Below are 21,365 nucleotides of genomic sequence, written 5' to 3' on the forward strand. Positions count from 1 at the left end.
ACGAACGGATGAGCCAGTCGGGGAAAAACGGTCTGACCTATAGCGATGCAGGCGTCGATATCGATGCGGGCAATCTTCTGGTCGAAAAGATCAAGCCTGCGGTTCGCTCCACCCGCCGCCCCGGCGCCGATGGCGAAATCGGCGGCTTCGGCGGATTGTTCGACCTGAAGGCCGCAGGCTTTACCGATCCGATCCTGGTTGCGGCCAATGACGGCGTCGGCACCAAGCTGAAGATTGCCATCGATGCGGGCCTGCATGACACTGTCGGTATCGACCTCGTTGCCATGTGCGTCAACGATCTCGTGGTCCAGGGTGCAGAACCTCTGCTGTTTCTCGATTATTACGCCACCGGCAAGCTTGACCCCGACCAGGGTGCTGCCATCGTCGGCGGTATTGCGGCGGGCTGCCGCGAGGCAGGCTGCGCGCTGATCGGCGGCGAAACCGCTGAAATGCCCGGCATGTATTCCGGCGGCGATTACGATCTGGCCGGTTTTGCTGTCGGCGCTGCCGAGCGCGGTGAGCTTCTGCCAGCCGGCGATATTGCCGAGGGCGATGTCATTCTGGGTCTTGCCTCTTCCGGTGTGCATTCCAACGGCTTTTCGCTGGTGCGCAAGATTGTCGAGCTGTCCGGCCTTGGCTGGGACGCACCGGCACCGTTTGCAGAAGGCGCAACGCTCGGCGCTGCCCTGCTGACCCCGACCCGGATCTATGTGAAGCCGCTGTTGAAGGCGATCCGTGAGACCAAGGCCTTGAAAGCACTGGCGCATATTACCGGCGGTGGTTTTCCCGAGAATATTCCGCGCGTCCTGCCCAAGCATCTGGCCGCCGAAATCGATCTCGCTTCGATCACGGTTCCTGCTGTGTTTTCCTGGCTGTCGAAAACCGGTGGCGTGGCGCAGAATGAAATGCTGCGCACCTTCAATTGCGGCGTCGGCATGATTGTCGTGGTCGCCGCCGAAAACGCCGACGCGGTCACCGCTGTTCTCGAAGCCGAAGGCGAGACCGTCGCCCGTCTTGGCCGGATGATTTCCCGTGAGGAAGGCGCGCCCGGTACTGTGTATAAGGGAACGCTCGGCCTATGAATTCGGCCCCTTCATCTCAGGTCCAAGAGCCATCGCCGGTCAAAAAGCGCGTCGCCGTGCTGGTTTCCGGCAGCGGCTCCAATATGGTGGCGCTGGCCAAGGCCTGCGAAACGGAGGATTACCCGGCGGAAATCGTTGCCGTATTCTCCGACAAGCCAGAGGCTGGCGGTCTGGTCAAGGCTCGCGATCTCGGCATTTTCGCTGCCGCCTTTCCGCGCAAGGACCACGCCAGCAAGGCGGACCACGAAGCCGCCATTCTGGCCGCACTGGATCAGGCGCAGCCCGACCTGATCTGTCTTGCCGGTTATATGCGTCTGCTGTCTGCGGATTTCATCCGCCGCTATCAGGGCCGAATTCTCAACATTCACCCATCGCTTTTGCCGCTGTTTCCGGGCCTGCACACCCATCAACGGGCGCTGGATGCCGGGATGAAAATTGCCGGTTGCACCGTGCATTTCGTCACCGAAGGCATGGATGAAGGTCCAATTGTCGCCCAGGCCGCCGTACCCGTGCTGCCAACCGATACCGCCGAAACTCTGGCGACCCGCACCCTGACGGTGGAGCATCGCATCTATCCGCTGGCCTTGCAGCTGGTGGCAGGCGGCACCGTCACCATGCTGGCAGACGGACGCATCGAGCGCTCCGGCTTTGCCGCGGATGCTGAGGCGCGGTTGCTCAGCGCGTAGTGATCGCACTGGCACCATGAAGACGGACATCTAAAGCGCCGTGCGCCATATATGGCGTACAAGGTTCCGCTGTCGCTCTTTTTCGAGTCATTATGCAGAAGGCTTTCCGCCCAGAGACCGATCATGGAGAACCATGCCGATCACCATGGCGACGACGAACAGGAGGCCTGCCCCGTAGCCAAGAGGCAGCGCGGCCAGCGCCGGTCCGGGGCAAAAACCGCCCAGGCCCCAGCCGATACCAAAAAGCGCCGACCCGGCGACAAGTCGTAGATCGATACGGGTCTTGGCCGGGAGCAGAAACCGCTCGGCTAGAACGGGCTGCCTCATGCGCCGCACCAGTCCCATGCCGAGAAAAGCGGTGACGACCGCCCCACCCAGCACAAAGATCAGGCTTGGGTCCCATTGGCCGAACACATCCAGGAAGCCCTGGACTCGCGCCGGGTCCAGCATGCCCGACAGCGACAGGCCGAAGCCGAACAGGGTGCCGCAGGCCAATGCCGCAAATGCTTCGGCAAGCAGAGTTTTCTTCACAGGCTTCCCCTCATGAGCGTGACGGTAAGGATGCCGGTGGCGAGAAACACCACCACCGCGACCAGGGATCGTGGTGAAAGACGCGCTAAGCCCATCACCCCATGACCGCTGGTGCAGCCGGACCCCATGCGGGAACCAAACCCGACCAGCAGGCCTGCCAAGGCAATCAACGGCATCGAAGCTCCAATCGTTACCTGCGGCCATTGGCCGTAGAACCCGAAAAACACCAGCGATCCCAGCATCAGCCCCAAGATGAAAGCGCCGTTGACAAGCACACTCGCGCCCGACGCCAGCCGCCCGACAATGCCGCTTATGCCCGCAATACGTCCGGTCAGAATAAAGAACAGGATCGCCGACATGCCGATCAACATGCCACCAACAAGGGATGGAAGATAAGATATCAGGACCATATGTCGCCTTTTCGCCAGAACCAGTGCATCAGGCCAGGTTGAGCGCCGCCCATTGCAGCAGTATGATCGTCTTGCCATCGACGATGTCGCCGCGCTCGATCATCGATATCGCATCCTTAAGCGGCACTTCCACCAGTTCCAGATCTTCGTGTTCGGCCTCCAGCCCGCCGCCGAGCGACAGTTTTTGCGCCTCATCGATGGGTGAGTAGAAGAAGTGGATCTTTTCCGTCACCGCTCCCGGCGACATATAGGCGGTGAACAGGAAACGCGGCGCGGCAATGTGATAGCCGGTCTCCTCCTCAACCTCGCGGGTCACGGCCTTTTCGGCGTCCTCGCCATCGGTCATGCCGGCGGGGACTTCCAGCAGAAAGGGTTTGTCGCCCATCATATAGGCGGGAATGCGAAACTGCCGCACCAGCAGCAAGGTATTCTTTGAGGGATCATGCAGCAGAATTGCCACCGCATGGCCGCGATCGAAGACTTCCCAGCTGAGGCGCTGGGTGGTGCCATCCGGTTTCGTGTAATCGAACACCATCTTACGCAGATGGCTCCAGCCCTTCCACAGCGTCTTGTCCTCGACAATGGTAATGCCGGTCGCGTCGAACTTGCTCATGATACCCGAACCCAAACCTTGTTATCGTGAAACGCAGCCCCACCATGCGGGGCGGGAGCGTCGGCACCGGTCAGCACGTTGATGCCTTCGCCGTCCAGATGTGCCTTGTTCGGCCATAGGCCTTCTGCCACCAGCACGCCGGGCTTGACCGCATCGGTGACGTTGACGTGGATGCGCAAGGCGCCGCGCCGGTTGCCGATCTGCACTACGTCGCCATGGCCGATACCCAGTGCCGTCGCGTCAGCCGGGTTGACCATCACCTCCGGCCTGCCTTCCTTGTCGCGCGAGGTCTTGGTCTCGGCAAAGGTCGAGTTGAGAAAATTGCGGGCGGGTGAGGTTGCCAGCCGGAAGGGATGCTCGCTATCCGCTGTCTCGATCACATCCATCTGATCGGGGAAAACCGGCAGAGCGGCCACTGGCCCCAGCGAACCCATTGCTCGCGGCGGTTTGTTGGGCGCGGGCGTGCCTTCCCAATCCGGCCTAAAGCGGAACCTGCCATCGGGATGAGCAAAGCCTTTTAGATAATGAGCGTCTTCGAACGGCGGCTGGCAATCCAGCCACTTATCCTGCTCGAAACTGGTAAAATCCGGCTTGCCGCTGGCCGCCAGGATATGGTCGATATGCTCGCGCTCGCTGAGGCCGAACCCCGGAAGATCCGAGACACCAAGCCGTTTGGCCAGTTCCTCGATGACGAAGAGATTGGTCCGCACCGTGTCCGGTGGCTCGACCAGTTTTGGCCCAAGCAGGATATGGCTCTGGCCACCACCGCGATAGAGATCGTCATGCTCGACGAACATCGTTGCGGGAAGAACCAGGTCTGCCAATTCCGCGGTCTCGGTCATGAAATGCTCGTGTACCGCCACGAACAGATCGTCGCGCAGAAAGCCCTGCTTTACCAACCGTTGTTCCGGCGCAACATTGACCGGGTTGGTATTCTGGATCAGCATCGCCGTCACCGGGCCGCGATGGCGCAGCGCCTCCGCATCGCCGGTCAGCACCCGGCCAACCTGCGACTGGTCCAGCATGCGGATATCAGGATCGACAAATGCCGTCCCCATAAGCTCGGCCTTGTTGAGCTTGAAAATATCGCTGTTGGAATGAAACGCGCCGCCGCCTTCATATTGCCAGCTACCGAGCACGGTTGAAAGCGACAGCGCGGCATGCATGGAGACAGCACCATTGCGGCTGCGGGTAAAGCCATAGCCAAGGCGGAAGAATGTCTTTTTGGTTTCGCCGACCAACCTGGCGAAGCCTTCGATGTCTTCAACCGAAAGACCGGTGATGCTGGCCGCCCATTCCGGCGTCTTGTCCTTCAGATGCGCTTCCAGCCCGGCGGGATCATCGGCATAGTCAGCCATATACTTCCGGTCGGCATAACCGTCACGAAAGGCAATATGCATGGCGGCGCAGGCCAGCGCCGCATCGGTGCCGGGGCGCAGAATGAGACCCATATCGGCCTGTTTCATGGTCGGATTATCGTAGATATCGATGACGACGATTTTCGCGCCACGATTTTTGCGGGCCGCCACCGCATGGGTCATGACATTGACCTGAGTCGCGACCGCATTGGTACCCCAGATCACCACGCAATCGGCAACCGCCATTTCGCGCGGGTCCGGGCCGCGCAGCGTGCCCGTGCCCATCACATAGCCGGTCCAGGCGAGATTGGTGCAGATCGAACCGAAAAAGCCGGAATATTTCTTGGCATGGCGCAGCCGTTCTATCGAATCGCGCTGCACCTGCCCCATCGTCCCGGCATAGAAATAGGGCCAGATGGCCTCGCTGCCATGCAATTGCTCGGCTTTGACGAAGGCATTGGCGATTTCGTCCAGCGCCGCCTCCCAGGAAATCTCCTGCCAGCTGCCCGCCCCTTTGGCGCCTTTGCGGCGCTGAGGCACCAGCAAGCGGTCGGGGTGATAGAGCCGCTCACTATAGCGCGCCACCTTGGCGCAGATCACGCCAGCGGTATAGCTATTGTCGCGCGCGCCGCGCATCCGGCCGATCCTGCCGTCCGGCGTCAGATCGACCTCAAGCGCGCAGGTGGATGGACAGTCATGCGGACAGGCCGTATGACCAACGGAAGTTTTCAAGGCGGGGCTGACGATGTTCATGGCAAAGTTATAGGCCAAGCCCGCGAGGCTCAAAAGCCCCATTCCAAAAAATCACTGGACCCATCGGAAAAGCGCATGAATTACCGCCACATCTACCACGCAGGCAATTTCGCGGACGTGCTGAAGCATGCCGTGCTGGCGCGGCTGGTCATTTATCTCCAGCAAAAGGACAAGGCGTTCCGGGTGCTGGATACCCATGCCGGCATCGGTCTTTACGACCTATCCTCCGACGAATCGCAAAAAACCGGTGAATGGCTCGGCGGGATCGGCAAATTGCTGGAGGCCGAACTGACACCGGCAGCAGCAGAGGTGCTGCAACCCTATCTCGACGTGGTGCGAGCGCTGAACCCGGACGGCGGTCTGACCCGCTATCCCGGCTCACCGAAGCTGGCGCGCGACCTGTTTCGCCCGCAGGATCGTCTGTCGGCGATGGAATTGCATCCTGACGATTGCCGCACACTTTCCCGGCTATTCGAAGGCGACTATCAGGCGCGAATCACCGAACTGGATGGCTGGCTGGCGCTGGGCGCCCACCTGCCGCCCAAGGAAAAACGCGGCATCGTGCTGGTCGATCCACCGTTTGAGCTGGACGGGGAATATGAACGGCTGGTCGATGGATTGGCGCGGGCCTATCGCCGGTTTTCCGCCGGTGTCTATTGTCTCTGGTATCCGATCAAGAAAGGCGCGCCGATTGCCGCTTTCCACGAGGCCTTGAAAGAAACCGGCATTCCCAAGATGCTCTGTGCGGAACTGTCGGTGAAAAGCGACCGCGATTTGACCGGTCTGTCCGGCTCGGGCCTGATCGTCGTCAACCCGCCCTTCACTCTCAAGGATGAATTGCATGCGCTGCTGCCCGAATTGAAGCGGGTACTGGCGCAGGACCGCTATGCCTCGCAGCGCTGCTTCTGGCTGCGCGGCGAAGAGTAATTCCACCTGACATGCTAACAGGACCAAACCGATGAAGCTGCTTTATGCTCCCGCCTCACCCTATTCCTCCAAGGTCCGAATGGCCGCCCGCGCCGTCGGTATTACGCTTGAGGAAATCAAGGTCGACACCAACGCCAATCCGTCCGAACTGGTCGACAATAACCCGTTGGGTAAAATCCCGACCCTGATTACTGACGAGGGCCAGGCGATTTATGACAGCCGCGCCATCATGCACTATCTGAATAGAATTTCGGACGGTGGGCTTTATCCGAAAAAGGACGAGAAGCGCACCGAGGCCGAGGTGCTCGAAGCGCTGTGCGACGGCATCACTGATTGCCTTCTGGCGATCGTCTATGAGAAACGCCTGCATCCGCCCGAAAAGATTCACCAGCCCTATATCGACCGGCAATGGGAAAAGGTCACACGCGGGCTGGACTATCTCGAGGCCCATATGCCGAAAATGGGCAAGAAGCTGAACGGCGGCCATTTTTCCATGGCGGGCCTGCTCGGCTACCTGATGCTGCGCTTTCCCGGCGAATGGGAAAACGGTCATGTGGCGCTTACCGAATGGCCGGCGCTGTTTGCCAAGAAATTCGACGGATATCAGTTGCTGCGACCGCAAGCCTGAAAGTTTTCCCAAGCTTGAAAGTCTCCCAGAATCAAGAAGCCCGGCACTAAGGCCGGGCTTCTTTCGAGATCACGATAATCGGCTGATCAGAACTTCATGCCGATACCAACCTTGACGCTCTGGTCGTCAAAGCCGCGCGAAACCTTGGAACCACCGATGTCGTATTCCTTGTTCTGGTAATCGGTGTAGCGGTATTCGATACGGGTGGTGATGTTGTTGGTCACCATGGCTTCGACACCTGCACCGACCGTGTAACCGAGAGCAGCCTTGCTGTCGGAACCGGCAGAACCGGAAATCTTGGTGTCAGCCGCAGCCACACCAGCCGTGCCGTAAACCATGAACGGGTTGAGGTCGTAACCAACGCGACCGCGGATAGAGCCGTTTACGCCCTGCTTACCGGTCAGGCCAGCGCCGGAGCGGCTACCATTGCCGTCATAACCGATGTCAGCTTCACCACCGTAAACGATCTTGTCGTTCTGCATGTTGTAGCCGCCATAGACCTGGCCGCCGAAGGCACGGGCGCTGAACTTGCTGCCGTGCGAACGACCCATTGTATAGGTGCCAGCACCACCGACGTAAGCACCGGCCCAGTTGCTGACCGGAGCCGGCATATCGACGGCTGCGGGTGCTTCCGGCACCGACATGACGGCATCGGCAGCGTGAGCGCCGGTGACGAGGGAAAGACCAGCAGACGATGCCAGCAAAATCATAACGAGAGTACGCATACCAAATTCTCCTTTATAAAACGAACCGATGGCGATCATGTCGTCTCTTGCGGTTCGAATACTTGCACGGATGTCCCTGCCCGCTTCAGTGTTGAAAATGGCCCTCAATTGCGGAATTGGAAGAGCCGAATTGTGAAATATTTTAGGCAAACACTAGGCAAAATTTAGACGTTGCTTTCGTGCAACAGGTGATTTGTTAACCCTAACAAATCGTCAACAAAATATTACTTAGCGCTCACGGCATTTTACTTTCGTAAATGCAGTGTGACATCAAATAACAAAGGGTTGGAAATCCAAGTTCGGCGACCTTCAACTTAGTCACCCCCTGCCATATATCTTGCAGGTCATGACAGCGGTGCCGACAGTGTCTCGCCAGTCCATACAAAACCGGAGATAATAAAAGGTGAAGAGCATGTCCGCCCCTCGTCCAACACTTGCCCCAAGAGCGGCACCGCGCACGGCCCCAAGAACAGCACTTGTCACCGCTTCCGCCAAACGGATTGGCCGCGCAATTGCGGAGGATCTGGCAGACAACGGCTTTGCCGTCGCCATCCACACCCATGCCTCTCTTGACGAAGCTGAAACGCTGGCAGACCAGATAGGTTCCAGAGGCGGCAAGGCGGTGGCGCTGAAAGCCGATCTTCGCGACATCGACGAGACCCAGGCGCTGATCGCAAACGCCACTCAAGCCCTCGGCCCTCTCGGCCTGCTGGTCAACAATGCCTCTGTGTTTCTGGATGACAAGGCCGAGCAGTTCGATGCGGAGCATTTCGCCGCCCATTTCGACGTCCATGTCCGCGCCCCGGCCATTCTGTCCGCTGAATTTCATCGGCAGGTGCCGGAAAATGGGGCGGGCCTGATCGTCAACATCATCGATCAGCGGGTATTGGCCCTGAAACCGACCTTCTTTTCCTATACATTGTCGAAATCCACCTTGTGGACGGCGACGAGAACCATGGCGCAGGCCTTTGCCCCACAGATCCGGGTCAATGCCATCGGCCCCGGCCCGACACTGAAAAGCGAGCGGCAGGAGCAGAAGGATTTCCAGGCCCAGATCGACAGCCTACCGCTGAAGCAGGGCGCGGGTCTTGAGGAATTCGGCCGCACCATCCGCTTTCTTTTTGACACGCCATCGATCACCGGTCAAATGTTCGCCCTCGATGGCGGGCAACATCTGATTTGGCCCGGCGCAAACGGTACGGAGATTGCGGAATGACCCCAGGGAAGCAGCCGGAAGGCGGCATTCTCTATGATGGCACGGAAGACGACGAGGATGACATTGCGGTAGAGGGCGCAATCGACCCCGCGGTCGCTGCCGTGTTGCCGCCGATCGACTGGAACGAGGGTGCCCTGCATGGCAGCGGCCTGACCGGTGCCGACCTGATTGCGGAATTCGTCAAGAAGCTGCCCAACAATCCCGGCGTCTACCGGATGATGAATGGCGACGGCGATGTGCTCTATGTCGGCAAGGCCCGCAGCCTGAAGAAGCGCGTCAGCAATTATGCGCAAGGGCGCCTGCACTCCAACCGCCTGACCCGCATGGTGCGCGAAACCGCCCATATGGAATTCGTCACGACCCGGACCGAGGTCGAGGCGCTGCTGCTCGAGGCCAACCTGATCAAGCGCTTACGGCCGCGCTATAACGTGCTGTTGCGCGACGACAAGAGCTTTCCCTATATCCTGGTGACCGGCGATGGCCGCGCACCGGCCATCTACAAGCATCGCGGCGCGCGTGCCCGCAAGGGCGATTATTTCGGCCCCTTCGCCTCGGCAGGCGCTGTCGGGCGCACCATCAATTCGCTGCAACGGGCGTTTCTGCTGCGCACCTGCACCGACAGCGTGTTCGAAAGCCGCACGCGGCCCTGTCTTCTTTATCAAATCAAGCGCTGTTCCGGCCCGTGCACCCATGAAATCAGCGATGCCGATTACGGCGTGCTGGTGAAGGAGGCCAAGGATTTCCTCTCCGGCAAGAGCCAGAATGTCAAGGAAGCCATGGCGCGGACGATGAACGAAGCAGCGGAAGAGCTGGATTTCGAGCGCGCCGCCGTGTTCCGCGACCGTCTGGCAGGCCTCTCCCATGTGCAGAGCCACCAGGGCATCAACCCGGCTGGCGTCGAGGAAGCCGATATTTTCGCCATCCACCACGAGGGTGGCTTGACCTGTATCCAGGTGTTCTTTTTCAGGACCGGACAGAACTGGGGCAACCGCGCCTATTTCCCGAAGGCCGATCCGCAAATGACCGGCGCGGAAGTGTTGAGCGCCTTTCTGGCACAGTTTTACGACGACAAGCCCTGTCCCCGGCAAGTGCTGCTGTCGGAGGGGATTGACGAGCAGGACCTGTTGAGTCTCGCGCTCTCCGAAAAGGCCGGTTACAAGGTGACGATCCTGGTGCCGCAGCGTGGCGAGAAGAAGGATCTGGTCGAGCATGTGCATGGCAATGCCCGCGAAGCGCATGGCCGCAAGCTGGCGGAAACGGCCTCGCAGGAACGGTTGCTGAGGGGCTTTGCCGAAACCTTCGCGCTTTCTTACGTGCCCCGCCGGATCGAGATCTACGACAATTCCCATATCATGGGCACCAATGCGGTGGGCGGCATGGTGGTGGCCGGGCCGGAAGGCTTCGTGCGCAACCAGTATCGCAAGTTCAACATCAAATCGACCGACATCACCCCCGGCGACGATTTCGGCATGATGCGCGAAGTGATGACACGGCGCTTTTCGCGGCTGTTGAAGGAAGAAGGCAAGCCGGACCGCAAAACTGTCACCGAGGAAGGCGCGGATGCGGTTTTCCCGGCCTGGCCCGACGTTATCCTGATCGATGGCGGCCAGGGCCAGATGACCGCCGTCAGGGCGATCCTGAAGGAATTGGACATTACCGATTGCGTCACCGCTATCGGCGTCGCCAAGGGTGTTGACCGCGATGCGGGCCGTGAGCGTTTCTTTGCGCAGGGCAAGCCGGACTTCACCTTGCCGCCACGCGATCCGGTGCTGTATTTCATCCAACGGCTACGCGACGAGGCACATCGCTTTGCCATCGGCTCGCACCGCGCGCGGCGCAAGAAAGAAATGGTCAAGAACCCCCTTGATGAGATCGGCGGCATCGGACCGACCCGCAAGCGGGCGCTGTTACAGCATTTCGGCACGGCCAAGGCGGTCTCGCGGGCGGCGATGAACGATCTGATGGCTGTGGATGGCATTTCGGAAGCCGTTGCGCGACAAGTTTACAATCATTTTCATGAAAATTCTGGTCATTCTCATGAAAACAGTCGGGAATAGTGAGACTGCATAATTCCTTAAATCGGACTCGATTTAAGGAGAAAATTATGCAGCAAATATAAAGAGCTACAGCGAACCTTTGCTGTAATGAGCATAAATTGGCCGTTTCGACCCCGGAAAAACCTTAGCACCGACTTGACGATCGATCTTCCTAAGCGCCATCTTCCAGCGCTTCATAACAAAGACAGGGCATCATGGCTTCGCGTACCTACAGCATCCCCAACCTGTTGACTTATGGCCGTATTCTGGCCGTGCCGTTGATCGTTCTGTGCTTCTATCTGGAAGGCAAGTTACAAAGCACCGACTTTGCCCGCTGGGCGGCTCTGGCGATTTTCGTCGTCGCCTCGATCACTGATTTCTTCGACGGCTATCTGGCCCGGATCTGGAACCAGACCTCCAATATTGGCCGGATGCTGGACCCGATTGCCGACAAACTGCTGGTCGCCACCTGCCTGTTGCTGATGGCTGCCGATACGGAAAAAACCATTGCCGGCTGGTCGCTCTGGGCCGCCATCATCATCCTGTGCCGCGAAATTCTGGTCTCCGGCCTGCGGGAATATCTGGCCGAACTGAAGGTCAGCGTGCCCGTCACGCGAATCGCCAAGTGGAAAACCACGGTGCAGATGGTGGCGCTGGCCTTTCTGCTGGCCGGTCCGGCGGGCGACAAGGTTCTGCCTTACACGACCCAGATCGGCATCTGCCTGCTGTGGATCGCCGCCGCTCTCACCATGTATACCGGCTATGATTATTTCAAAGCCGGTGTGAAACATATGGTGGACGAATGACCGTCAAGCTCGTCTATTTCGCCTGGGTGCGTGAAAAGATCGGCCTCGACGAGGAAGAGCTTGCGCTGCCCGAACAGGTGAAGACCGGCGCCGACCTGATCGCCTATCTGACCGAGCGCGGGGAGAATTACGCCGAGGCGCTACAATTTCCAAACGCCATTCGGATCGCCGTCAACCAGGAACATGTCGATCATGACGAGCCGCTGGCTGGCGCCCGCGAAATCGGCTTGTTTCCGCCAATGACCGGTGGTTGAGGCCATGGTGTCGCCTGTCATCCGGGTTCAGAGGGACGATTTCGACGCTTCGGCAGAGACGGCACTCATAACGGATGGCCGCACGGATATCGGCGCCCTGGTTTCCTTCGTCGGACTTTGCCGTGACGAACAGGGCAGGCTCGATGTCCTGGAGCTGGAACATTACCCCGGCATGGCCGAGGCCGAGATGAACCGGATTGCAAAGCTTGCAATCGAGCGATTCGATCTGATGGCGCTGACCGTGCTGCATCGCTATGGCAAGATCGCCGCTGGCGAACAGATCGTGTTGGTAATCGCCGCCTCCAGCCACCGCCAGGCGGCCTTCGACGGTGCCAATTTCGTGATGGATTTCCTGAAAACCGCCGCCCCCTTCTGGAAGAAGGAGCATGGCAAGGATGGCACGTCAGGCGGCTGGGTCGCCGCCCGCGACGCCGACGATGCGGCCCGCGAGCGGTGGCAAAAATCTCACTGAATCCATAGTGCGAACAGGTGTCTGGCCAACGAAGGAAAGATCATGATCAAAGTAAACTGCCGATGCGGCGAGATCGAACTTACGATCAGTGGTGATCCTATTGCGCAGATATACTGCCACTGCGACGATTGCCAAGCCATACACGGCGCCGCCTATGCATCGGAATCGGTATACTCGAAAGATGATCTGTCGATTACGGCGGGGAATCCGAAAAGCTGGACGCTAAAACGAAACCCGCGCTATTTTTGCGATACGTGCGGGACAAAGCTCTTTATTGAAGTCAACGGACTAAATCTGCGCGGCATCAATGGCTATCTTCTTCCAGATGGTGCTTTTCAGGCTCAATATCACATGAACTGTAAGTTTGCCGCCATCCCTGTACGGGACAGCATCCCACATTATGCAGCTCTGGCCCCACAATTCGGAGGCCCTGACGAGACTGTCGATTGGTAACAGCGCCGCAGCCCGGTGCATTTGCAAAGGACGTTAAAGGCGATGCCCACTCGCCGTCTCATGCCGAAGGACAGCGCATAACCGAGCCCGCCAGCCCGCCCCTGGTGGTAGGGACGATCCATACGCCTAATCCTGACGTGTTAACGGCGGACGGCAGCCAGCACTTTTCGCCCGAAACCGGTTGCCCGGCAGCGGCGGCCAAAACCTGAGAGCTAGACCAAACCTGAGAGCCAGACACGGCAATAAAAACCGGAGCCTTTAGGCCCCGGTCTTGCAGTTCAGTGGTTTGAGACCGGCGTACCGATCAGGCATTAGCCGACGATTTCGGTGGCTGCGAACCAGTAAGCGATTTCTTCAGCAGCGGTTTCCGGGGCATCGGAGCCGTGCACGGAATTTTCGCCGATAGAGAGGGCGAACTGCTTGCGGATCGTGCCTTCGGCAGCCTGGGCAGGGTTGGTCGCGCCCATGATTTCGCGGTTCTTGAGGATAGCGCCTTCGCCTTCCAAAACCTGAACCACGGTTGGGCCGGATGTCATGCCTTCAACCAGTTCACCGAAGAAAGGGCGTTCCTTGTGAACAGCGTAGAAGCCTTCAGCTTCGCGCGTGCTCATCCAGACGCGCTTCGAAGCAACGACGCGCAGGCCATTGTCTTCAAAAACCTTGGTGATCGCGCCCGTCAGGTTACGCTTGGTTGCATCCGGCTTGATCATCGAAAAGGTGCGTTCAATCGCCATCGTCTCGTCCTTTGTTTGTAGGGAAAGTGGGCGGTTTCTACCTGCCCCGATTCGCGAAGACAAGGGGGAGACGCGAATTTCACGCCACCGTCACATGACAAGGCCTTTAGGCCGCGTCAGCCTGCGCCAAGCCAAGGGAGCCACACCGCTCAAACCATTGCGCTGCCGGATCGTCTTCGGCCAGGAAGATCGAGCCTGTGACAATCTTCAGCCATTGCAACGCGCCAAAAACGATGTAATCGGCAAACAACGGCTTTTCTCCGCCGATAAAAGGTTGCGAGCGCAGCATATGCCGCAAGGGCAGGAGTTTTGCCGGAAAAGCCGCAATCGCGCCGTCGCGATCCGGGAAAATCTCTTCCAGCACCTTGCCGAACAGCGCTTCGCGGGTTTTGCGAAAATGCGCCTGATCGGCGGGAGAGATCATGTTGTAGATATCCATAAGGGCGATGGCACTGATGGCCGGATGGATGGTGGATTGCGAATAGCCTTCCACAAACCGTGCCAGCGCCTTGCCGCCCTCGCCGCGAAACAGGCTTGGGCGATCTGGATAGGCCTCCTCCAGATAAAGCGCGATCTGGAAACTGTCCGCGACCACCTTATCGCCATCGCGCAGGATCGGCACCAGTTTCGAGATCCCCTCCTCCACCGTTGGAATTTCGGTAAAGGCCAGCGGCTTTTCCTCGAAGCTCAATCCCTTGTGGCGCAGCGCCAGGATGATCTTCCAGCAATGCGGTGAAAACGGACGAGTGAGGTCCGTGCCTGCAAGTGAGTAGAGAAGTCGGGTCATCGGTGGTGGCCTCCGGTCGAAACAATCCGACTATCGGATGTCAATCGTCCCAACTATTCAAATCAAAAATGCTTATATCAGCCATCAACATCAAGACTGACGCCCTTCCCCACTCCCGCCCCCTTGCCTTCCCGGCCATCATCGGCCAAAACGCCAGCCATGATTACCATCAATGACGTCTCCGCCCGTATTGCAGGCCGCCTGCTGATTGACCACGCCAGCATTTCGCTGCCAACAGGCACGAAAGCGGGTCTTGTCGGCCGCAATGGTGCCGGTAAATCCACCCTGTTCAGGGTGATCACCGGCGACCTGGGAGCCGAAAGCGGCTCGGTCTCCATTCCCAAGAATGCCAAGATCGGTCAGGTGGCGCAGGAAGCCCCCGGCACCGAGGATAGCCTGATCGAAATCGTGCTGGCGGCCGACAAGGAGCGTACGGCATTGATGGCGGAGGCCGAGACGGCCACCGACCCGAACCGGATCGCCGACATCCAGATGCGGCTGGTGGATATCGATGCCCATTCGGCGGAAGCGCGCGCCTCCAGCATTCTTGCCGGTCTCGGCTTTAACCAGGAAGCGCAGTTGCGCCCGGCCTCGGCTTTTTCCGGCGGCTGGCGGATGCGCGTGGCGCTGGCCTCGGTGCTGTTTGCCGAGCCGGACCTTCTGCTGCTGGACGAACCGACCAACTATCTCGACCTTGAAGGCACGCTGTGGCTGGAAGACTATATCCGTCGCTATCCGCACACCGTCATCATCATCAGCCATGACCGCGACCTGCTTAACAATGCGGTCAATGCCATCGTCCATCTCGACCAGAAGAAGCTGACCTTCTATCGCGGCGGCTACGACCAGTTCGAGCGCCAGAAGGCCGAGAACGACGAATTGCAGATGAAGTCGAAGGCCAAGAGCGATGCGGCGCGCAAGCATCTTCAGGCCTTTATCGACCGGTTCAAGGCCAAGGCCTCCAAGGCCAAACAGGCCCAGAGCCGCGTGAAAGCGCTGGAGCGCATGGGCACGGTCTCCGCGGTCATTGAAGATCATGTCCAGCCGATCACCTTCCCCGAGCCGGAAAAGCAGCCGGCATCGCCGATCATCGCCATCAATGGTGGTTCTGTTGGTTACGAACCCGGCAAGCCGATCCTGAAAAACCTCAACCTGCGCATCGATGCGGATGACCGCATCGCGCTGCTGGGATCGAACGGCAACGGTAAATCCACCTTCGCCAAATTCATTTCCGGTCGTCTGCCGCCGGAAAGTGGAGACCTGCGGCTGGCTCCCAGCCTGAAGATCGGCTTCTTCGCCCAGCATCAGCTGGACGATCTGGTGCCGGAGGATACGCCGGTGGAACACGTGCGCCGGCTGATGCCGCAGGCGCCGGAAGCCAAGGTGCGCGCCCGCGTCGCCCAGATGGGTCTGGCCACCGAAAAGATGGCCACCGCCGCCAAGGATTTGTCCGGCGGCGAAAAGGCCCGGTTGCTGATGGGCCTTGCTGCCTTTCACGCCCCCAACCTGCTGATCCTCGATGAGCCGACCAACCATCTCGACATCGACAGCCGCCGTGCGCTGATCGAGGCGCTGAACGATTACGACGGCGCGGTCATCCTGATCTCCCATGATCGCCACCTGATCGAGGCAACGGTGGACCGGCTCTGGCTGGTCAATAACGGTACCGTCACCACATTCGAGGGTGACATGGAAGAATACCGCGACCTGATTGTCTCTTCGGGTAAAAAAAAAGAAGAAAAAATTGACGTAACCGTCGAGGCCGGGAAAAAAGCCGACCAGCGCAAGGCCAATGCCGAAAAGCGGGCCGCGCTGGCACCGCTGAAGAAAAAGATCAACGAAATCGAATCATTGACCAAGAAACTGGAGACAGTGATTCAAGGTCTTGATGCAGAACTTGCAGATCCGGTTCTCTATGAAAAGCATCCGGCCAAGGCGGCGGAAAAGGTCAAGCAGCGCGGCGAGGCTGCCGCAAAGTTGAGCGCTGCCGAAGAGCAATGGCTGGAGCTTTCGACCGAATATGAAGAGGCGATGGCGGGTTAGTCCATCTTTCTGATTGTAATCTACCAGCATGACTGGACGTCACCGATGCTATAGTTGCGATCAAAATCGCAATCAGATGTGCGAAACAAAAAAACAACTTTAAATTTTAAATACTGATTATATTGAGCAATGCACTAGTCCGATACTCAACGGTCGGATCGGACAGGACTACCGGAAACCCGCCTTTGCATTATTATTTTTGCATCGCAAACAAAAGTCATTCGGCTGAACGCGGCGGAGCAATTCTCTAAACCCCTGAATCTTCTAGGATAAGTCAATAATCCCCTAAAATATTAGGGTTAATTATCTATTAGAGATATTTTAAATATTAGACAACATCATCCTCGGCAAGGACAGGACGGCAAGAAACATGCCGATTTTTATGTCCCTCCGTTGGCCTTCAACGCTCGCCCCAAGCGCGAATGCCGCATCCCGTCTGCCAGCAGGTTCAGCCGCTCTACGGCTTTTATATATCCATTCCACCACGGTGCTGTTCCAGCACCTGTCACATGATGAAACTCCCGGTCTCTGCGCAATGAATTGTGCGGAATGGTGCACGCACGCCGTCGGACAAAGATGATCTTTGCCATAGGCTCGATTGGAAAAGATCAATGCATCTGAATTTTTCGCTCAAGACATCGCTGGCCAGCGCGTTTAGCGGCCTGATGTTGCTCCTTCTTCTGCAAGGCTGCTTTGCCCTGTCGTCCATGTCCGGCGTGTTTGACAATGTCGAAGGATTGGCGAAAGACGCCGTTCCCTCGGTCGATATTACCAACCGCCTCAACATATCGCTTGCCAATCTGCGTGGCCTTGAAATGCGCCATATTCTGAGCACGACGCCCCAGGCCATCAGCGAGGCCGACGACGCGCTGAAAACGGAAATGCAAAAGCTGGACAAGCGGATGAAGACCTATGAAACGCTGATCTCGCTGCCAGAAGAACGCAAGGCCTATGATGCCTTCAAGCTGGCCATGGCATCCTATGTGACGCTGCACAATCAGATGGTGGCCTATTCGTCTCGTGGGGAAAAGGACAAGGCCGCAGCATTGCTGACCGACAGCATGGTGACCGCCTATACAGCCATGGACGATCAGGCCGATATTTTCCGTGACGCCAATGTCGATGCGGCCAACCGGATGTATGACAATGCGGCCGCTGCCTTCCGGCTTTCGCTGTTGCTCAATGGGCTGGTGCTGGCACTGGGTGCGGCGGCGGGAATTGCAGCAATGGTTTTCGTCTTCAAGGGTGTCTCCAATCCTATCGAGCGGCTGACCCGGTCTATGCGCCGCCTGGCCGACGGCGATCTTCAAACCGAAGTGCTCTATCTGGAGCGTGGCAACGAAATTGGCGACATGGCCCGTGCGCTCGAAATCTTCAAGCAGAACGGCCTGCGTGTACAGATGATGAATGCCCAGGAATTGCATATGCGGCAGAAATCCGATGAGCTTCGCAACAGTATCGGCGAAGTGGTCGCTGCCGCCGTTGTTGGCGATTTCAGCCAGCGGATCACCCGGGATTTCGATTTCGAAGATCTGAACGCCTTTGCCTCATCCATGAACAAACTGGTACAGTCCATCGATACCGGGCTTGGCGAAACCCGCCGCATCGTCGCCGCTCTCTCGGATGGCGACCTCACCGATACGATGCGCGGTCAGTTCCATGGCGCGTTTGCCGAGTTGCAGCAGAATGTCAACGCGACGATGTCCGCGCTTCGGGCGATTGTCGGCGAAGTGCGCTCCTCCATCGACATGATCAATTCCGGCTCCGGCGAATTGCGGTTTGCCTCGGACGATCTGGCCAAACGGACAGAACAGCAGGCCGCAACCCTTGAGGAAACGTCCTCGGCGCTGGAGGAAATTACCACCGCAGTTCATTCCTCCAATGATCGTGCCCAGCAAACCAGCCGCATGGTGGACGAGGCCCGCCGCAGCACCGAACAATCCGCCTCCGTCGTCCACGACGCCATCTCGGCCATGGGCCGGATCGAACAGGCGTCAGGGGAAATCGGGCAGATCATCAACGTCATCGATGAAATTGCCTTCCAGACCAATCTTCTGGCGCTGAACGCCGGCGTCGAGGCGGCGCGTGCCGGCGAAGCGGGCAAGGGGTTTGCGGTCGTTGCCCAGGAAGTACGCGAACTGGCCCAACGCTCCGCTGGGGCCGCCAAGGACATCAAGTCCCTGATCACCAAATCGGGCGAGGAAGTCAATGCAGGCGTGCGGCTCGTCACCGCCACCGGCGATGCGCTTTCCAAGATCCGCGATCATGTGGTGGATATCAACGCGCAGGTGCATCAGATCGCCAATGCCGCCAAGGAACAGTCCTTCAAGCTGCAAGAGGTCAATTCCGCCGTCAGCCAGATGGACCAGGTCACCCAACGCAATGCCGCCATGGTGGAGGAGACCACTGCGAGTACCAACCAGCTGGCCGATGACGCCCAGAACCTCGCCCGGCTGATCTCGCATTTCAAGCTGGAGGCTGGCGCAGCGCGCCAGAGGCCACAGCATCAGGCGGCGTGAGCCGGACGCGGTTTTACATCATTGACGCGGTCGCCCGCGTCAATGTTTCGTTTCAAGCGTGAAGCAACATCAACTAAGCCTTCTTTTCCCATCGGCCCTGGTTGTTCTGTTGCCAATAGGTGAGCGAATGGCCCTCGCCTTTCAGCCGTTTCCATTCGCCTCTCGCCGTTTCCAACTCGCCCTGATCATGACCGTCGAACACGAAGACGATCCGGTCATAGACAAGCGGCAGGTCCGGCACGGCGCCGTCGATATAGAAGCGCACCGTCGCCCCATTCGGATTGTCTGACGACAGACAGAGAAGGATCGGCTGGGCCTCCGCCTGCTCGCCAGTGCTGATGCCATGCGCCAGAAAACTGTCGTCGCGAAAGGTCCATAAATGCTGATCCAGCCGGTCGCACCGCTCGGGATCGCGCATTTCCACGCCAACCTTCCAGCCGCGCTCGACGCTTTTTTCCAAAAGCGCCGGAAGCGCATCTTCCAGCCGGGTTTCGGTCAGGTGATAGAACAATACCTCGGTCAAGGCCGGGCTATCCCCTTACGCTTCATAGGCGTCACGCACCAGCTGATCGAGCAGACGCACACCAAAGCCCGACGCCCAGGACTGGTTGATCTCGTCCTTCGGCGATGCCATCGCCGTACCGGCAATGTCGAGATGCGCCCAGGGCGTGTCGCCCACGAAGCGCTTCAGGAACTGCGCCGCCGTGATCGAACCGCCATGCCGTCCACCAGTGTTCTTCATATCGGCGAACTTGCTATCGATCAGCTTGTCGTAATCCTTGCCGAGCGGCATGCGCCACAGGCGCTCATTGGTGGAAAGACCGGCCTTCAGCAGATTGTCCGCCAGCGTATCGTCATTGGAAAACAGCCCGGCATGCAGATTGGCCAGCGCCACCAGGATGGCGCCGGTCAGCGTCGCCAGGTTGATCATCAAGGCAGGCTTGAAACGGTCATTGCAATACCAGAGCGCATCGCACAGCACGAGACGGCCTTCAGCATCGGTATTGATCACTTCAATGGTCTGGCCGGACATCGAGGTGACGATATCGCCTGGGCGCTGCGCATTACCATCAGGCATGTTTTCGACAAGGCCGAGAATGCCGATCGCATTGACCTTGGCCTTGCGGGCCGCCAGCGTGTGCATCAACCCGATGACGGCGGCAGCACCGCCCATGTCACCCTTCATGTCTTCCATGCCGCCCGCCGGCTTGATGGAAATGCCGCCAGTGTCGAACACCACGCCCTTGCCGATGAAAGCAATGGGCTGTCCACCCGGCACGCCACCCTTCCACTGCATGACAGCAAGGCGCGGCGGCCGCACCGAGCCCTGGGCCACACCCAGAAGCGCGCCCATGCCAAGGCTGGCCATTTCGGTTTCGGTAAGAATTTCCACCTCGACGCCAAGTGTTTCCAGCGCCTTGGCGCGATCGGCAAATTCCACCGGTCCCAGCACATTGGCCGGCAGGTTGACAAGATTGCGCGCCAGAAGAACGCCATCGACAACCGCCCTGCCCTCAGCGGCAAACGACCGTTCAGCGGCGTCGGCCACAGCGGTCACCAGGGTGATCTGGACCGCAGACGGTGTCTTGTCGTCATCGTCTTTCTTCTTCGTCTTGTAATCGTCGAAGGAATAGGCGCGCAGCAGCATGCCGATGGCAAAATCACGCACGGCCTGCGCCGTCACGGCCAGCCCGTCCGCATCGAGAAAGATTGTCGCTCTCTCCGAGCCTTTCAGATGAGCCGTCGCCACACCGCCCAGACGCAGCCAGTCATGATCGACAAGATCGGCAGCCTTGCCAGCTCCGATGACGATCAGCCGATCCGCCGGAGAACCGGTTGGCGCGATAATGTCGAGAGCCGACATCGCCTTGGCCTTGAACTTCGCCGTTGCGGCGGCCTTTGCGAAAATCCCGGACGGATCGATCATCGCCGCCCCGGCCGGCAAGGTGGCCTCGGCCTCCTTCAGGCTGAGGACCAGGCCCGTCTCAAGCGAGACGGATGGGGCAAAGGAAATTTCCAGTTTCATGGACATGGCTTACTCCGGCACTGCATGTTTGATCGCGATTGTCACGATTTGCTTTGGGCGCCGATCATGTCGGTTTTGCGCATGATTGCAACAGGGGCCGCCCTCTTGTCCTCACTCTCGCGCAAAGAAGCGATTTGCCCATCCCGCCCCGGTTGGGCATCGATCAAAACACTGCACCCCAGACAGACCCGAATTTGGCCGTCTCAGACCCCTGAATACAGTAAAGATTTGTAATACGTGGCCTGCCCGCAACTGGTCTTTGTCTTATAACATCTATAAGCACTAGCTATGATGCAAATCAGCACC

General features: G+C 58.7%; 21 protein-coding genes. 12 read left to right on the forward strand and 9 right to left on the reverse strand.

All coding sequences use genetic code 11. From position 1 onward, the window contains the following. Positions 1-8 precede the first annotated feature (8 nt). Together purM and purN are read left to right on the forward strand one after the other, a co-directional pair. A complete protein-coding gene (gene purM / locus V6582_RS04095) occupies positions 9-1,082 on the forward strand; it encodes a phosphoribosylformylglycinamidine cyclo-ligase (RefSeq protein WP_156632372.1) in 1,074 nt (357 codons plus the stop codon). Further along, positions 1,079-1,768, forward strand: coding sequence for a phosphoribosylglycinamide formyltransferase (gene purN, locus V6582_RS04100; protein WP_156632331.1), 690 nt, complete (start codon positions 1,079-1,081; stop codon positions 1,766-1,768). Before purM ends, purN begins: the two co-directional genes overlap by 4 nt. A gap of 90 nt (positions 1,769-1,858) precedes the next feature. Here the strand turns inward: purN and V6582_RS04105 are convergent, their stop codons facing one another. Genes V6582_RS04105 through V6582_RS04120 form a run of 4 tightly spaced genes read right to left on the reverse strand, consistent with a single transcriptional unit; the run spans position 1,859 to position 5,433 of the window. Beyond that, a complete protein-coding gene (locus V6582_RS04105) occupies positions 1,859-2,299 on the reverse strand; it encodes a YeeE/YedE family protein (protein ID WP_337739285.1) in 441 nt (146 codons plus the stop codon). Beyond that, complete coding sequence (locus V6582_RS04110; RefSeq protein WP_156632374.1) at positions 2,296-2,703, reverse strand: YeeE/YedE family protein; 408 nt, start codon at positions 2,701-2,703, stop codon at positions 2,296-2,298. The genes V6582_RS04105 and V6582_RS04110 overlap by 4 nt, the downstream gene beginning before the upstream one ends. A gap of 34 nt (positions 2,704-2,737) precedes the next feature. Continuing rightward, positions 2,738-3,322, reverse strand: coding sequence for an NUDIX domain-containing protein (locus tag V6582_RS04115; protein ID WP_156632332.1), 585 nt, complete (start codon positions 3,320-3,322; stop codon positions 2,738-2,740). Next, entirely contained in the window at positions 3,319-5,433 is a 2,115-nt protein-coding gene (locus V6582_RS04120) for a molybdopterin-containing oxidoreductase family protein (protein ID WP_156632375.1), read from the reverse strand. The genes V6582_RS04115 and V6582_RS04120 overlap by 4 nt, the downstream gene beginning before the upstream one ends. Before the next feature lie 75 nt (positions 5,434-5,508). Between V6582_RS04120 and V6582_RS04125 the strand changes: the two genes are divergently transcribed. After that, complete coding sequence (locus V6582_RS04125; protein ID WP_156632333.1) at positions 5,509-6,360, forward strand: 23S rRNA (adenine(2030)-N(6))-methyltransferase RlmJ; 852 nt, start codon at positions 5,509-5,511, stop codon at positions 6,358-6,360. A 31-nt stretch (positions 6,361-6,391) separates the two neighbouring features. Beyond that, entirely contained in the window at positions 6,392-6,988 is a 597-nt protein-coding gene (locus V6582_RS04130) for a glutathione S-transferase (RefSeq protein WP_156632334.1), read from the forward strand. 86 nt (positions 6,989-7,074) lie between these two features. Here V6582_RS04130 and V6582_RS04135 read toward each other — a convergent pair whose 3' ends face one another. Next, a complete protein-coding gene (locus tag V6582_RS04135) occupies positions 7,075-7,713 on the reverse strand; it encodes an outer membrane protein (RefSeq protein ID WP_156632335.1) in 639 nt (212 codons plus the stop codon). Positions 7,714-8,125: 412 nt separating this feature from the next. Between V6582_RS04135 and V6582_RS04140 the strand changes: the two genes are divergently transcribed. The 6 genes from V6582_RS04140 to V6582_RS04165 all read left to right on the forward strand — a co-directional run bounded on the left by V6582_RS04140 (position 8,126) and on the right by V6582_RS04165 (position 12,950). Beyond that, the gene (locus V6582_RS04140) at positions 8,126-8,929 is read left to right on the forward strand and encodes an SDR family oxidoreductase (RefSeq protein WP_156632336.1); all 804 of its coding nucleotides are present in this window, start codon (positions 8,126-8,128) and stop codon (positions 8,927-8,929) included. Next, a complete protein-coding gene (uvrC, locus tag V6582_RS04145) occupies positions 8,926-10,986 on the forward strand; it encodes an excinuclease ABC subunit UvrC (RefSeq protein WP_156632337.1) in 2,061 nt (686 codons plus the stop codon). Before V6582_RS04140 ends, uvrC begins: the two co-directional genes overlap by 4 nt. Positions 10,987-11,180: 194 nt before the next feature. Beyond that, positions 11,181-11,771 carry a CDP-diacylglycerol--glycerol-3-phosphate 3-phosphatidyltransferase gene (gene pgsA / locus V6582_RS04150; protein ID WP_156632338.1) on the forward strand — a complete coding sequence of 197 codons (591 nt, stop codon included), beginning with the start codon at positions 11,181-11,183 and terminating at the stop codon, positions 11,769-11,771. Next, positions 11,768-12,025, forward strand: a complete 258-nt coding sequence (moaD, locus tag V6582_RS04155) for a molybdopterin converting factor subunit 1 (protein WP_156632339.1) — start codon at positions 11,768-11,770, stop codon at positions 12,023-12,025. The genes pgsA and moaD overlap by 4 nt, the downstream gene beginning before the upstream one ends. A gap of 4 nt (positions 12,026-12,029) precedes the next feature. Further along, positions 12,030-12,497: a molybdenum cofactor biosynthesis protein MoaE gene (locus V6582_RS04160; protein ID WP_156632340.1), complete on the forward strand. Its 468-nt coding sequence runs from the start codon at positions 12,030-12,032 to the stop codon at positions 12,495-12,497. Positions 12,498-12,539: 42 nt separating this feature from the next. Next, positions 12,540-12,950 carry a GFA family protein gene (locus V6582_RS04165; protein ID WP_156632341.1) on the forward strand — a complete coding sequence of 137 codons (411 nt, stop codon included), beginning with the start codon at positions 12,540-12,542 and terminating at the stop codon, positions 12,948-12,950. Positions 12,951-13,261: 311 nt separating this feature from the next. On the opposite strand, the gene ndk is transcribed toward V6582_RS04165, so the two are convergent. Together ndk and V6582_RS04175 are read right to left on the reverse strand one after the other, a co-directional pair. Then, positions 13,262-13,684: a nucleoside-diphosphate kinase gene (gene ndk, locus V6582_RS04170; RefSeq protein WP_041696404.1), complete on the reverse strand. Its 423-nt coding sequence runs from the start codon at positions 13,682-13,684 to the stop codon at positions 13,262-13,264. 106 nt (positions 13,685-13,790) lie between these two features. Continuing rightward, the gene (locus V6582_RS04175) at positions 13,791-14,471 is read right to left on the reverse strand and encodes a glutathione S-transferase family protein (RefSeq protein ID WP_156632342.1); all 681 of its coding nucleotides are present in this window, start codon (positions 14,469-14,471) and stop codon (positions 13,791-13,793) included. Positions 14,472-14,630: 159 nt separating this feature from the next. Here V6582_RS04175 and V6582_RS04180 point away from each other — a divergent pair, with 159 nt between their 5' ends. After that, complete coding sequence (locus tag V6582_RS04180) at positions 14,631-16,514, forward strand: ABC-F family ATP-binding cassette domain-containing protein (protein ID WP_071585308.1); 1,884 nt, start codon at positions 14,631-14,633, stop codon at positions 16,512-16,514. A gap of 611 nt (positions 16,515-17,125) precedes the next feature. Then, complete coding sequence (locus V6582_RS04185; RefSeq protein ID WP_156632343.1) at positions 17,126-19,033, forward strand: HAMP domain-containing methyl-accepting chemotaxis protein; 1,908 nt, start codon at positions 17,126-17,128, stop codon at positions 19,031-19,033. A 73-nt stretch (positions 19,034-19,106) separates the two neighbouring features. Here V6582_RS04185 and V6582_RS04190 read toward each other — a convergent pair whose 3' ends face one another. Next, positions 19,107-19,556, reverse strand: a complete 450-nt coding sequence (locus V6582_RS04190; protein WP_156632344.1) for a DNA polymerase III subunit chi — start codon at positions 19,554-19,556, stop codon at positions 19,107-19,109. Between the two features lie 15 nt (positions 19,557-19,571). Continuing rightward, on the reverse strand, positions 19,572-21,065 hold the full coding sequence (locus tag V6582_RS04195) for a leucyl aminopeptidase (protein ID WP_156632345.1): 1,494 nt from the start codon (positions 21,063-21,065) through the stop codon (positions 19,572-19,574). Positions 21,066-21,365: the final 300 nt, after the last annotated feature.

Source organism: Agrobacterium vitis (genome assembly GCF_037039395.1).
In the GTDB taxonomy this organism is placed as follows: domain Bacteria; phylum Pseudomonadota; class Alphaproteobacteria; order Rhizobiales; family Rhizobiaceae; genus Allorhizobium; species Allorhizobium vitis_E.